The 12,911-nt window shown below is 71.7% G+C and carries 11 protein-coding genes; 7 read left to right on the forward strand and 4 right to left on the reverse strand.

Features of this window, described 5'->3' with window-relative positions:
- Positions 1-315 precede the first annotated feature (315 nt).
- Positions 316-3,174, forward strand: a complete 2,859-nt coding sequence (locus tag GA0070620_RS02305; protein ID WP_172836366.1) for an AfsR/SARP family transcriptional regulator — start codon at positions 316-318, stop codon at positions 3,172-3,174.
- Here the strand turns inward: GA0070620_RS02305 and GA0070620_RS02310 are convergent.
- The gene (locus GA0070620_RS02310; protein ID WP_091588062.1) at positions 3,164-3,637 is read right to left on the reverse strand and encodes a sigma-70 family RNA polymerase sigma factor; all 474 of its coding nucleotides are present in this window, start codon (positions 3,635-3,637) and stop codon (positions 3,164-3,166) included. The two genes, GA0070620_RS02305 and GA0070620_RS02310, sit on opposite strands and share 11 nt — an antisense overlap.
- Positions 3,638-3,867: 230 nt before the next feature.
- On the opposite strand from GA0070620_RS02310, the gene GA0070620_RS02315 reads away from it, so the two are divergent.
- Positions 3,868-4,536, forward strand: a complete 669-nt coding sequence (locus GA0070620_RS02315) for a GntR family transcriptional regulator (RefSeq protein WP_091597833.1) — start codon at positions 3,868-3,870, stop codon at positions 4,534-4,536.
- Between the two features lie 27 nt (positions 4,537-4,563).
- On the opposite strand, the gene GA0070620_RS02320 is transcribed toward GA0070620_RS02315, so the two are convergent.
- Complete coding sequence (locus tag GA0070620_RS02320) at positions 4,564-5,103, reverse strand: sigma factor-like helix-turn-helix DNA-binding protein (RefSeq protein WP_231922168.1); 540 nt, start codon at positions 5,101-5,103, stop codon at positions 4,564-4,566.
- Between the two features lie 269 nt (positions 5,104-5,372).
- Here GA0070620_RS02320 and GA0070620_RS02325 point away from each other — a divergent pair, with 269 nt between their 5' ends.
- Together GA0070620_RS02325 and GA0070620_RS02330 are read left to right on the forward strand one after the other, a co-directional pair.
- On the forward strand, positions 5,373-6,233 hold the full coding sequence (locus tag GA0070620_RS02325) for an aldo/keto reductase (protein ID WP_091588064.1): 861 nt from the start codon (positions 5,373-5,375) through the stop codon (positions 6,231-6,233).
- A 210-nt stretch (positions 6,234-6,443) separates the two neighbouring features.
- Positions 6,444-7,784: an IPT/TIG domain-containing protein gene (locus tag GA0070620_RS02330; RefSeq protein ID WP_157741506.1), complete on the forward strand. Its 1,341-nt coding sequence runs from the start codon at positions 6,444-6,446 to the stop codon at positions 7,782-7,784.
- Positions 7,785-7,802: 18 nt separating this feature from the next.
- On the opposite strand, the gene GA0070620_RS02335 is transcribed toward GA0070620_RS02330, so the two are convergent.
- The gene (locus GA0070620_RS02335; RefSeq protein ID WP_091588068.1) at positions 7,803-8,270 is read right to left on the reverse strand and encodes an SAM-dependent methyltransferase; all 468 of its coding nucleotides are present in this window, start codon (positions 8,268-8,270) and stop codon (positions 7,803-7,805) included.
- A gap of 133 nt (positions 8,271-8,403) precedes the next feature.
- On the opposite strand from GA0070620_RS02335, the gene GA0070620_RS02340 reads away from it, so the two are divergent.
- From GA0070620_RS02340 to GA0070620_RS02350, 3 genes are all read left to right on the forward strand, one after another.
- Positions 8,404-9,906 (forward strand): RNA-guided endonuclease InsQ/TnpB family protein, encoded by a 1,503-nt coding sequence (locus tag GA0070620_RS02340; RefSeq protein ID WP_091588070.1) that lies wholly within the window; start codon positions 8,404-8,406, stop codon positions 9,904-9,906.
- Positions 9,907-9,931: 25 nt separating this feature from the next.
- Complete coding sequence (locus GA0070620_RS02345) at positions 9,932-10,615, forward strand: MOSC domain-containing protein (protein WP_091588073.1); 684 nt, start codon at positions 9,932-9,934, stop codon at positions 10,613-10,615.
- 172 nt (positions 10,616-10,787) lie between these two features.
- Entirely contained in the window at positions 10,788-12,161 is a 1,374-nt protein-coding gene (locus GA0070620_RS02350) for an amidohydrolase family protein (RefSeq protein ID WP_157741507.1), read from the forward strand.
- A gap of 82 nt (positions 12,162-12,243) precedes the next feature.
- Here the strand turns inward: GA0070620_RS02350 and GA0070620_RS02355 are convergent, their stop codons facing one another.
- The gene (locus GA0070620_RS02355) at positions 12,244-12,831 is read right to left on the reverse strand and encodes a DinB family protein (protein WP_091588078.1); all 588 of its coding nucleotides are present in this window, start codon (positions 12,829-12,831) and stop codon (positions 12,244-12,246) included.
- Between the last annotated feature and the right edge of the window lie 80 nt (positions 12,832-12,911).

Raw genomic sequence — 12,911 nt, forward strand, 5'->3', positions numbered from 1 at the left:
TCGCGGCGCGACATTCCTCCGCACCCGGCCTGCCGCGGCGGCCCCTGGACGCGGTGAACACCCCTGGCCATGCCTGGAATGCAATATTTCGGGTGCTAACTTTGGGGCATGGCACTGGGAGGCGCGCCCGCGTTGCCCGCTGCTGCTCCGGGCCGGCCAGGCACTTCCTCGACACGGCTCGACGACCCCGTATCGACGCCCTCGCAACCTCTGGGGAGACCCGTGCCGACATCGGCAGCAGAGCCTCGCCCACCGGCGAACCCGCAGGCGCCTCGCATCAGCGTCCGCGGTGGGAACCCACACCACACGGCGGACGTGCGCTTCAGCGTGCTGGGACCGGTCCGAGCCTGGCGCGGCTCTGACGAGCTGCGCCTCGGCGCCCGGCAGGCACGGCTCATGCTCGCGCTCCTGCTGGTGCGCTCGGGCAATCCCGTCACCTCCGAAGACTTCGCCACCCTGTTGTGGGGTCAGGAGCCACCGGCCCGGGCAGCGAACATCATCCACCGGCACATCGGAGCGCTCCGCCGGTTGATCGAGCCGGGCCTGCCACCTCGGGCATCCGGCCGGTGGATCACGCTGGACGGGAGCGGCTACCGGATGAACCTGGAGGTGCCGTCGTCGGACCTGCTGCGGTTTCGCGCGCACGCGGCCGCCGCGCGGGAGGCGATGGCGACGGGCGACTGCGAGACTGCCATCGCCCGATACCGCTCAGCCCTGCGCACCTGGACCGGACGTTGCGCGACCGGGCTCGATCCGGACCCGGAGTTCGTGCCCGAGTTCGCCGCACTCGACCACGAACGGTCCCTGGTGGCCTGCGCCGCCGCCGACGCGGCGCTGAACCGGGGCGACGTGAGCGAACTGGTGCCGCTCATGCGGGAGGCCGCCGAGCACAACCCCTTCGACGAAGCGCTCCAGGCGCGTCTCCTGCTGGTGCTCGCCGCGGACGGCAAGCAGGCGGAGGCGATCGCCGCCTTCAGGGCGGTGCGCGCCGGCCTGGCGGAGCAACTCGGGGTCGATCCGGGGCGGGAACTCCAGGCCGCCTTCGACCGGGTGCTGCGCCATCAAGCGGCGGTCGGTGCCGAGCCGGGGCCCCAGACGCCTGCGGCGCGGCCGGCCGAGACCGAACCCGCCGCCGTCCCGGCGCAGCTGCCACTGAGTGTGCGCTTCTTCGCCGGACGCGCCAGTGAACTCGGCCGGCTGTCCGCCCTCCTGCCGTCCCCGGGCGAGGAAACCGCGGGCGCGGTCACCGTGGCCGTCGACGGTCTCCCCGGGGTCGGCAAGACCAGTCTCGTCGTGCACTGGGCGCACACCGTCGCCGGGCGTTTCCCGGATGGCCAGCTCTTCGTCGACCTGCGGGGCTTCGACGGCAGCGAGGCGATGAGCACCGATCGCGCGCTGATGGTCTTCCTCGCCGCCCTGGCGGTGCCGGAGGCCCAGATCCCACCGACCACGGAGGCCCGGACCACCCTGTACCGGACGCTGACCGCCGGGCGCCGCATGCTCATCGTGCTCGACAACGCCCGCTCCGCCGAACAGGTACGCCCCCTCATCCCCGCGGCGCCCGGGTGTTTCGTCGTGGTGACCAGTCGCCGCCGCCTCACCGGGCTGGTCGCGCAGGAGGGCGCCCACCACATCGCGCTCGACCCGCCCTCGCTCGAGGAGGCGCGGACCGTCCTGCGGGCACGGTTGGGCGCGAACCGCGACGCCGACGATCTCGTCGTCCTCGACGAGATCATCGAGCGCTGCGGCCGGCTGCCGCTCGCGATGGCCGTCGTCGCGGCTCGCGGTGCGGCCTATCCCGAGTGCCGGCTCAGCGAGCTCGCCGCCGAACTGCGCAATTCGGCCTCGCTGGACGTTTTCAACGGTGACGAGCCACGAAGCGACGTCCGCACCGTCTTCTCGTGGTCGTACCGCCAGCTCGGCGAGGCCGCCGCGCAGCTGTTCCGGCTGCTGCCACTGCACCCCGGGCCCGACTTCCGACTGTCCACCATCGCGAGCCTCGCCGGCGTGGCCAGGGAGCAGGCCCGTGCGCTCGTCGCGGAGCTGGTCCGGACCAGGCTGCTCATCGAACCGCGGCTCCACCGCTACGCCTTCCACGACCTGATCCGCCGCTACGCGGTGGAGCTGGGCGACCAGCGCGACGGCGTGACGGATCGGGACCAGGCCTCGGCACGGGTCCTCGACCATCTCCGGCAGACGGCGTACGCGGCCAGCTGCCTCCTGATGCCGCAGGCGTTGCTGTTCGCGCCGCCACCCGCCCGCGAGGGCGTGACGCCGGACCGGCTCGCCGACGCCGACGACGCCATGGCGTGGTTCACCGCGGAGTTGCCCGTGCTGGAAGCGGCAATCGCCGAAACCCGGCCCGACTTCCCGACCTGGCAGTTGGCGGAGAGCCTGCTGCCCTTCTACCAGCGCCGAGACATGTACCGCTCCTGGGCGACGTCGGCCGAGGCGGCGCTGCGGGCGGCTCGTCGCGCCGGGGACCGCCACGGCCAGGCACGCATGTATCGGATGCTGGGCGGCGCGAAGGCGTTCGAGGGTAACCGGACCTCGGCGATCGAGCACCTCCAGCAGGCGCTCTCGCTCTTCGCCGATCTCGGCCGGACCCTTGAGCAGGCGTACGTCCTGTCGAATCTGGGCTGGGTCTGGTACCACCAGGGCGACCTCGGCCAGTCGCACGCCCACTACCGCAAGGCCCTGGCCCTCTTCCAGGTCGAGGGCGACCAACGCGGCCAGGCGTTCTCTCTGCTCGGGATCGGCAACTGCCTGGTCCGCACCGCACAGTTCCACCAGGCGGAGCAGGTGCTGCGCCGGGCGTTCACGATGCTCGGCGAGCTCGGTGACCAGAACGGGGAGGGCAGCTGCGCGACGGTGCTGAGCGACGCCCTCGACGGCCTGGGCCGGCTCGACGAGGCGATCGAATGGCGGCACCGCGCCCGGCACCTGTTCCGACGTGCCAGTAACGACAGCGAGCTGGCGGACAACGAACGGGGACTGGGCGACGCGTATCAGCGCGCCGGGCGGCCCGTCGAGGCGGTGCGGGCCTGGCAGGAGGCCAGGCGGATCTACGTCGACCTCGGCTCCGACGAGAAGGTTCGGATGATGACCGCCCGGATCGACCGCCGCGAGGTGCCGGGCCAGCGGGCGGCGGGTCAGGACGCGCTTACCCGTTGACGGCGTGCCGCACGGCCCGGAGGGCGTAGTGCAGGCGTGACCGGACCGTTCCCTCCGGTACGCCGAGACGGCGGGCGACCTCCGGCAGCCGAAGGTTCTCGAAGAAGACGAGGTGCAGGACCTCGCGGTGCGCCTGGCTCAACCCGGCCACCGCGTCCCGGAGGGCGCGGTTCGCCAGCGCCGCCGACGCCGTCACGTCGCTGCGCGTGACGGGTTCGACCTCCAACGGCACCTCGACCGGGCGTACTCGACGTCGGCGGACGTCGTCGATCACCAGGCGGCGCGCGACCGTGAACAGCCAGCGCCGACGGGCCTCCTCCATCTCCGGAAGCCCGTCGAGGTTCCGCCACGCCCGGACCATCGTCTCCTGGAGCAGGTCCTCGGCGGTCTGCCGGTTGCCGGAGGTCAACTTCAGCAGGAAACGGTTCAGCGGTCGGCCGTGGGTGGCCAGGACCTCCCGCATCCGCGCGTCGGTATCGGGTCGGACGGCCAGGCATGACATCGGGTGGTGCGTCCCATCGTTCGGTGGAGGGCCGCCGGCATCGGCTCGATCCGAACGTAGGGAAGACGCACACACCTGCCACTGACGAAAGTGTGACGTCGTGCGGGAGCGGGCACCGCGCCGCGTCCACGCAGCGCGCCGGCGCCGTGGCCGGCGTCTCCGGTCGCGGCACCGGCAGTATGATATGTTGCATGCCGATTCCGAAGGGTGCTGGGCCGACGCCGCGCTTTCTCCTCCGCGAGAATGCCTATCGGTCGATCCGGGATGCCATCGTGGACGGCACCCTCGTTCCGGGTGAACGGCTCAACGACGGTGATCTGGCCCAGTGGCTGGGCATGAGCCGGACGCCGGTGCGCGAGGCGTTGACCAGGCTGGAGGAGACGGGTCTGGTCCAGACCAAGCCCGGCCGTTACACGATCGTCAGCCCGCTGGACGTGCGCGCGGCGCGCGCCGCGCAGTCGGTGACCGCGGCCATGCACGAGCTTGCCGTACGGGAAGCGCTGTCGAATCTGTCCGCCGCGGAGATCGAGCACATGCGGGCGGCCAATGCCCGCTTCGCGGAGGCGTTGCGCTCCGACGACGTCGATGCCGCCATCGCCGCGGACGACGAGTTCCACGCGGTCACCGTGACGGCTTCGGCGAATCCCGCGCTCCATGCCGTGCTGGACCAGTTCACCCCGGTGCTGAGGCGGATGGAGCGGTTGCGTTTCTCGTCCCTGAACGGTCGCGACTCCGTCGCGCAGCACGACCGCATCATCGAGTTGTGCGAGGCCGGTGACGTCGACGGGGCCGCCGCGGCCATGCGTGCCAACTGGCTGGCACTGGACCCGCTGCTCGAAACGCCCTCGACCGGCGGCTGAGCACCCCGCCCCGTCGCCGTCGCTGCCTCACCACTGGCCGGTCGTGCGTCCCGACCGGCGGTGAGGCGGCCGGCGTAGCGTCGACCGGCGATCGCCCACGGAATGTGGCAGGCGCGGCGGATCCGGCGGCATCTCCCGCAGTGCCCGTAGGGCGTGGTACGCGCGCGACCGGACGGTGGCCGCCGACACGCCGAGTGCGGCGGCGGCGTCGGCCACCGAACAGCCGCGCAGGTAGAGGAGATCGACCACGACCCGGTGCCCGGGTGGCAGCCGGTGCAGACGCGCGGTCACCGCCGTCGCGTCGACCACCTGCTCGGCGTGCTCGTCGACACCGGCGACGTCCCTCATCACGGTCAGTAACCAACCCCGTACCGCCACCCGATCCCGGGGTAGGGCGCCCGCGTGCCGCCCGGCGCGGACCAGGGCCTCCTGCACGATGTCCTCGGCGTCGGCGCGGTCGGGTGCGAGTTGTCCCGCGTACGCCACCATCGCCCGGCCGTGCTCCTGCCAGAGCTGCCGGACCAGCGCCTCGCCCGGCACCTCCCGGTGGCCCGTCAACCGCCGCACCGATTGCCTGCCTTCCCTTTGATCCTCGGCGCCGGCGAAGTTCGGCCGTTGCGCCCCCGCCGCTACCTACGGTCAGGAAGCATCAGGCTTCAGCGGAGGCCGGGGGGATCTCGCCGACGAGCGGTCCGTCGCGCTCTCCGGGAAAGCAAGCTCACACTCGCCCGGCCGCCGACGCCGGGCAGCGCGTCAGGTTTCGCCGAGCCGGGGGCGGTGTGCGGGACGCCGACGTAATGTGAACCGGTCGTTCAGATTGCTTCCAGGAGTTCAAGATGACGGACGTATCGGCGAGCCCCAGCGGCACGTTCCAGCTCGGCGGCGACCTGCCGGTGACCCGACTCGGATTCGGTGCCATGCGCCTCACGGGCGAGGGCATCTGGGGCGACCCGCGTGATCCGGACGAGGCGGTACGGGTCCTGCGCCGAGCCGTCGAACTCGGCGTCACCTTCATCGACACCGCCGACTCGTACGGGCCGTTCACCGCCGACCTGCTGATCCGCAAGGCCCTGCACCCGTACCCCGACGACCTGGTCATCGCCACCAAGGTCGGATTCACCCGGCAGGGGCCGGGCATCTGGACCCCCGTGGGTCGGCCGGAGTATCTGCGCCAGCAGGTCGAGCTGAACCTGCGTCACCTCGGGTTGGACCGGATCGACCTGCTCCAGCTGCACCGCATCGACCCGAAGGTCCCCCTGGAGGACCAGGTCGGCGAGCTGCGCGCTCTTCAGGACGAAGGAAAGATCCGGCACGTCGGTCTGAGCCAGGTGTCGGTCGCCGAGATGAAGGCCGCCGCGAAGATCACTCCGATCGTGTCGGTGCAGAACCGGTACAACGTGACCGAGCGCGACGACGACACGCTGCTGGACTACTGCGAGGAGCAGGGCATCGCCTTCATCCCCTGGGGGCCGCTGGGCAGCGGGCCGCTCGCCAGCGACGGCGGGCCACTGGAGCGGATCGCCGCCGCCCACCATGCCACCGCCGCGCAGCTCGCGCTCGCCTGGCTGCTCAAGCGGTCGCCGGTGATGCTGCCCATCCCCGGTACGTCCACCGTCGCCCACCTGGAGGAGAACATCGGTGCGGCCGGGATCGACCTCACCGACGCCGAGTTCGACACCCTCGGCTCCGCGGCCTGATCGCCCGGCGGAGGAAGGACGGCCCCCGACGGCCCCTGGAGGGCCTCGTCTTCTGGCTGCCGACCCGCCACCCAGGTGACGAATCGTAGCTGGGCGCACACTTTCAGTGACATCACCCATTGCGCTCCGCGCGCTGTCTCGTTTCGCCCTGTGGGTGGCGTGGGCCCAGGTCCGCGCACCGACACCCGCCAGAGCTGAACGGGGGAAGCGATGGGATCTGTCCGGCGCCGACTGTCGGTGTTGTCGGTGGGTCTGCTGGTGGCCGGCGCGGCCGGTCTGGGGCTGGCGCGGCCGGCGCTCGCGGCTCCGGGCGACGCCGCCGCGCGCGGCGTGGTGCTCGACCTGGTCGGGGATCCCGGCGACGAGTCGGTCCAGGCCCAGGGCACCTTCGGAAGCGTGACCGCCCCGCCGGGCGGCGGCACTGACGACGAGACGTCAGTAGCCGTCGCTCTCGCCGATCCGGAGAACGTGACCGCCACCGGCACGGTCGCCCAGGTCAGCGCCACCCGTGGGCCGACCACGTCGACCGCCTCGTCGCAACTCGCCACCTTCACGCTGAGCGTCCTCGGCGTCGAGGTGCTTGACGTCGCCGGGCTGGGGGTCACCGCCCAGTGCAGCGCCGGCAACACCAGCGCCGGCGCCACCGGCGACGACATCGCGGTCTTCGGCCAGCAGATCACCATCCGTGACACCGCCCAGGAGTTCACCGCCGACGTCACCGTCACCGGTCTGACCGACGCCACGCTGCGCGCCGTCGTCGACCGCCAGCTCACCGGCACGCCGGACAACGTGATCGGGATCAACGTTCGCGCGGTGCTGTCCGTCTCCGGTTTCGACGGCGTCGAGCCGGCACAGTTCTCGCTCGGGCAGGTGATCCTCGCGGAGGCCTCCTGCCAGAGCCCGACTGCCGTGGCGCCCACGGCATCGGCGATCTCCCCGAACTCCGGCCCGCAAGCAGGTGGTCAGCCGGTGACGATCACCGGCACCGGGTTCGTGCCGAACGCCACGCTGGTGGCGTTCGACGGCGTGGCCGCCACCAACGTGGTCGTGGCCGCCGACGGATCGTCGTTGACGGCCGTGACGCCGCCCGGAACGGTGGGCCCGGCGGCGGTGGTGGTCAGCACGGCCGGTGGTTCGGCGCCCGCGTTGTCGTACACCTACCTGGCCCCGGCGGTCACACCGCGGATCGAGTCGCTCACCCCGGAGCAGGGCAGCACCGACGGCGGCACCGTCGTGACCGTGCGAGGCGGCGGGTTCGTCTCGGGTCGGACCACGGTCGGCATCTGCGGACAGACGATCCCCGCGGGTGAGGTCACGGTCGCGGCCGACGCCAGGTCGTTGACCTTCCGCACGCCGCCGTGCGCGGTGGGCGCGACCGAGGTCCGGGTGACCACGCCGGCTGGTACGTCGAACGAGATCACGTTCCACTACCAGGCGAGTCTGCCGGTCACCGGCACCTCGCTCGGCGGGCCCGTCGCGGCCGGCCTCGCCATGCTGCTCACCGGCGCGGTGCTGCTGCTGGCGACCCGTCACCGCCGGCAGCGCGTCTGACGGGCCCGATCGCCTCGCTCACGGCTGGAAGTACTCCGACATCATGTCGCTGACCCAGCCCGGCTGCTTGACGTCCGTGGGAAGGAACTCCCGCATCGCCGGCTTCAGGTCGACGACCGGGGTGCCCGAGACCGCGTCGAGGCCCACCACCGTCAACTCCCGGCCGTGGACGGACTCGATGGCGCAGCACGTCACGCCGAGGCGGTTCGGCCGGCGGGGGCCACGGCCGGCGAAGACGCCGACGGGCGGAAGGTCGGAGCGGCCGCGGTAGGGGCGGGGCTCGCGGTAGTCGCCCTTCTCCGGGAACTGGTCGAAGATGAAGAGGACCTCCACGTGGGAGAAACCCTCCAGACCCTGGAGGCACGCCTCGCCGAAGCGCTCGTCGACGGTGATCGTGCTGCGGACCGCACCCCAGTTGTCCGTGTTCTGGACGTCCGTTCGGTCGTTGTGGACCGTACCTATCGGCGTGATCTCAAAGCTCGGCATGGCCCGAGGCTAACCACGTCGCGCATCCAGCAGCGTCGAGGCGCCCGGAGCCGTCCCCTGTGCCTCGACAGCGCGTCCGCACCTGTTGGTGCCGGGCCGAAAACTGCGCGGCGTGCGGACGCCGAAGCGGCTAATGCGGTGGCCAGAAACGTTGGCCGGTTGGTGTGGGTCGGGGAAGTTGTCGTACGGGTGGTGTTGGCTGGGGTTCGTGCCTCGTCGTCGGGATTGCGCTGCGCCGCGGGTCGTGTATCGGACGGCTCGGGTGGGGTTGCGGGTGACGGGGGGTCAGCGGCGGCGGTGTTTCGGGTTGCTGCGGTCGGCTGGTGATGTGTGGGCGTGTGTGTTGGAGGTCAACGCGTGGCGGCGTCGCCGCCGGGATGCGCCGTTGGCCGGCTTCCAGGAGTTGTGTCGGGAGTTGGCCGCGTCGGGGCCGGGCACGTTCGGTGAGTTGGACAGCACGGGTGCGCGGTCGGTGTTGCGCCGGTTCTCGGATGCGTGGTTCGCCGTGGCGAAGCGCCGTAAGGCGGGTGACGTGTCGGCGGGGTTTCCGCGTCGTCGGCGTGGGTTGGTGCCGGTGCGTTGGTATCACGGCACGTTCACCGTTGTCGGGCGGCGGGTGCGGATCCCGGCCGCGCGTGGCAGTGCCCCGTTGTGGGTGCGGCTGGTCCGGGATGTGCCGTATCCGGTGGAGCAGGTCCGGTCGGTCACTCTGCTGTGTGAGGGTGGCCGCCTGTTCCTCGACGTGACCGCCGAGGTTCCCGTAACTGTCTACCCGCCCGGCGAGGGACCGGATCCAGCGCGCACGGCGGGGGTGGACCTGGGGATCATTCACCCCTACGCGGTGGCGGGGCCGGACGGGGCGGGGTTGTTGGTGTCGGGGCGGGCGGTCCGTGCTGAGTATCGGATGCACCTGGCTGACACCAAGGCCCGCCGTCGGGCGGTGGCCCGCCGGGCGCCGAAGCCGGGGCAGCGGGGGTCACGGCGGTGGCGCCGCTACCGCCGCCGCGCCCGCATGGTGGAGGGCCGGCATCGGCGGCGCGTCCGCCAGGCCCAGCACGAGGCGGCCCGCACCGTCATATCGTGGGCCCAACAGCAGCGGGTGGGGGTGCTGCACGTCGGCGACCCCCGTAGCGTGCTCGACATCCCGGCCGGGCGGCGGCACAACCTGCGGCTGCGGCAGTGGCAGATCGGCCGGCTCATCCAGGTCCTCACCGACAAGGCCACCCTCGCCGGCATCACCGTGCACATGGTCGACGAACGCGGCACCTCCTCCACCTGCCCCGCCTGCCACCGGCGGATACCGAAACCACCCGGGCGCACCCTGACCTGCCCACACTGCACCTTCACCGGGCACCGCGATCTTGTCGCGGCGGCCATGATCGCCACCCGCAAACCGGGCGGCGGACCCACCACCCCCACCACAGCTGTGGCTGTGCTGCCCGGGGTGATCACGCACCGTCGAGCCGGCCGGCACCTCCCCGGCGCCGGCCAGTCCCGACGTGACCCCCGCCGCCCAACCCAGGCGGCGCGAGGATCAGATGGCCCGCGGAGGCCCGCCCCACCACCCGGTGAGGAGTCGCTCGCCCCCAACGGCGAGGATCCACAACACCCCACCGGACGACCCGGTGAACGTTAGTGGACACCGCACTAGGTTGCCGGGCGTGAGCAGGATCGTCTCGGTGAACCTGGCGGTGCCGGAGGCCAACCCGGCCAAGGGCGTCGGGAACCCGGCCAAGGGCGTCGGGATCACGGGCATCAACAAACAGCCGGTCGGTCACCCGGTGCGCGTCCGTGCGCCGGGGCCGAAGACGACCGGTCTGCACAGCGGCCTGGTCGGCGACCAGATCTTCGACGTCGCGCATCACGGCGGCGATGACCAGGCGGTTTACGCGTACGCGCGGGAGGACTACGACTGGTGGCAGGCGCGGCTGGGCCGCCGGCTCGTCAACGGGCTCTTCGGCGAGAACCTGACCACCGAGGGGGTCGACGTCAACGGCGCGGTCATCGGCGAGCGCTGGCGCGTCGGGCCTCGGTTGGTGCTCCAGCCGACGTTCGGCCGCATCCCGTGCGCCACGTTCCAGCACAAGATGGGCGAGCCGCGCTGGGTGAAGACCTTCGCCGGGGCGAACCGCCCGGGCGCGTACCTGCGGGTGCTGGAGCCGGGGGAGGTGTGCGCCGGTGATCCGGTGACCGTCGAGGACCGTCCGGCCCATGGGGTGACCATCGCGCTGGCGTTCCGGGCGTACCTGGTCGAGCCGCGGTTGCTGCCCGGGCTGGTCGAGATCGACGGGCTGCCCGACGACCTGCGGGAGACCCTGGCGGAACGACTTCCCCGGCAGCGGTAACGCGGGACCGACGAACGGCCACCACCGCGTGGCAGGGCTCACCCCGCCAGTCGCCCGGAGAAGCGGACGGTGGGCGTCCCCTGGGCTAGGGTTTAAACGGACGAAAGCCGTCCGGCTCGCGGATGGCCGTGCGACGACGTCACCCCCTCTCCATCCGACACCTGGAGTTCTCGTGCCCGCCCTCATCCTCCGTAACGCGCATGTCGTCACCCTGGACGACCGCCTCGGCGACCTCGCCCGTGCGGACATCCGGATCGACGACGGCACCATCACCGCGATCGGCCCCGACCTCGACAGCACCGACGCCACCGTCATCGACGCCACCGGCAAAGTGGCGCTACCCGGCCTCGTCGACTCTCACCGGCACGTCTGGCAGGGAGCGATCGGCGGCGCCGGTGGCAAGGTCTCACTCGGCGGATACTTCGGTGTCGTCCTCGCCGGCCTCCTCGACAAGTACGAGCCCGAGGACGTCTACGCGGGTGTCCTCTGGGGCGCGTTGCAGGCCATCAACGCCGGCATCACCACGGTCGCCGACTGGTCCCACATCGTCACCTCCCCGGCGCACGCCGACGAGAACGTTCGCGCGCTGCGTGACTCCGGCATCCGGGGACTGTTCCTCTACGGGCCACCCGTCGGCCAGGGTGTGCTGCGCTGGTTCCACGAGAGCACCGAACGTCACCCCGACGACGTCCGCCGGATCCGCGCCGAACTCGCCGACGACAACGCCCGCGTCACCATGGGACTCGCGCTGCGCGGACCGGAATTCTCCACCCCGGAAACCACCGCGTACGACTTCCACCTCGCCCGCGAACTCGACGTCCCGATCAGCATCCACTCCGGCATCCCCGGCTACCTCCGTAGGTACCGCACCATCGAGACCCTGGACCGGCTCCGCCTGCTCGGCCCGGACGTCCACCACGCGCACGGGGCGCAGTTCGACGACACCGACCTCGCCCGGATCGCCGCGACCGGCGGCGCCGTCACGCCCTGCCCGACCGTCGACATGTCCATGGCGATGGGCACCTTCCCGGTCACCGGCCGTGCTCTCGCCCACGGCCTCGTCCCCGCGCTCGGCACCGACACCTCCGCCGGAGCCGGCACCGACCTGTTCAGCGAGATGCGCCTGGCGCTCGCCGCCGAACGCGGCCGCGCCAACGCGGCGGCGCTGGCAAGGGACGAGCCGCCGGCCACGGTCGACCTCGACCACCGCGACGTCCTGCGCTTCGCCACCGTCGCCGGCGCGGCCGCCTGGGGCCTGGAGGAGCGGATCGGCACCCTGCGCCCGGGCAAGCGGGCCGACCTCATCCTGATCGATGTGACCCGGCCCCACCTCGCACCGCTGAACGACCCGATCACCACGATCGTGCTCAACGCGGGTCCCCGCGACGTCGACACCGTTCTGGTCGACGGCGCGATCGTGAAGCGGGACGGTCGACTGGTCGGTCCCGTCGCCGACCGGGCCCGACAGCTCATCGAGGAGTCCCGCCGGCGGCTGTTCACCCGCGCGAACCTCGCCGAGGTGCTCGGCCCCAGCTGGTCGGCCTGACGTTCCGGTACGCGGCCGACGGGTCCGGCTCGGCAACGCGGGGGACCCGTCGGCCACAGTTGGGGAGTCCGCGGTCGGGTGGCTATGCGAAGCGGTCGGCCAGCTTCGTCAGCTTGCTGACGTACGCCGGCCAGTCGTGGTCCTCAGGGACGCTGGTGTTCTCCCGCCGCAGGCCGACCGCGCTGTCGTGCTGCTCGCGCATGATGTCCGCGTGACCGGCATGCCGGGCGAGGTCGCTGGTCACGTGGACGATGATCTTCTGGAGCGTCACGGTCTGCTTCCCCGGCCACCACGACACCCGCCCCGGGGCGTCGAGCGGCAGCTGATCGATCGTCTGATCCGCGAACGCGCCGACACGGCGATACAGGTCGACCAGCCCGTCCTTCGTCTCGTCCTCCCGCGCGTACCAGTCCGCCTGCGGGTCCTCGTCGTACGCCCGCAGGGGGACCAGTTCCTCGGGCGTCGGGAACTCGCGCCCGAAGGTGGGCCCGAAGTAGCCCGCCTCGACGTTGAGGCAGTGCTTGATCACACCCAGCAGGTTGTTGCCGGTCGCGGTGCGGGGCAGTCGGGCCTCGCGTTCACTCAGTCCGTCGAGCTTCCAGATGAGGTCTTCGCGAGCCGCCCGCAGGTAGTGGTGCAGCACAGCCTTCGCATCGTTCGAGTCAGTCACACCGGCCAGTGTTCCCCATGCGCGAGCCGGTGTGGGTCCTGGTCGTCAGGCGGCAACTGAGTGGAGAACTGACCCAGGTA

This window comes from Micromonospora krabiensis (assembly GCF_900091425.1).
GTDB classification, from domain to species: domain Bacteria; phylum Actinomycetota; class Actinomycetes; order Mycobacteriales; family Micromonosporaceae; genus Micromonospora; species Micromonospora krabiensis.

Coding starts and splice junctions, on each gene's coding strand:
- GA0070620_RS02310 (WP_091588062.1), bottom strand. CDS start 3,637: ATGCGGGAGGTCCTGGCCACCCACGGCCGACCGCTGAACCGTTTCCTG.
- GA0070620_RS02315 (WP_091597833.1), top strand. CDS start 3,868: ATGCCGATTCCGAAGGGTGCTGGGCCGACGCCGCGCTTTCTCCTCCGC.
- GA0070620_RS02325 (WP_091588064.1), top strand. CDS start 5,373: ATGACGGACGTATCGGCGAGCCCCAGCGGCACGTTCCAGCTCGGCGGC.
- GA0070620_RS02330 (WP_157741506.1), top strand. CDS start 6,444: ATGGGATCTGTCCGGCGCCGACTGTCGGTGTTGTCGGTGGGTCTGCTG.
- GA0070620_RS02335 (WP_091588068.1), bottom strand. CDS start 8,270: ATGCCGAGCTTTGAGATCACGCCGATAGGTACGGTCCACAACGACCGA.
- GA0070620_RS02340 (WP_091588070.1), top strand. CDS start 8,404: ATGCGGTGGCCAGAAACGTTGGCCGGTTGGTGTGGGTCGGGGAAGTTG.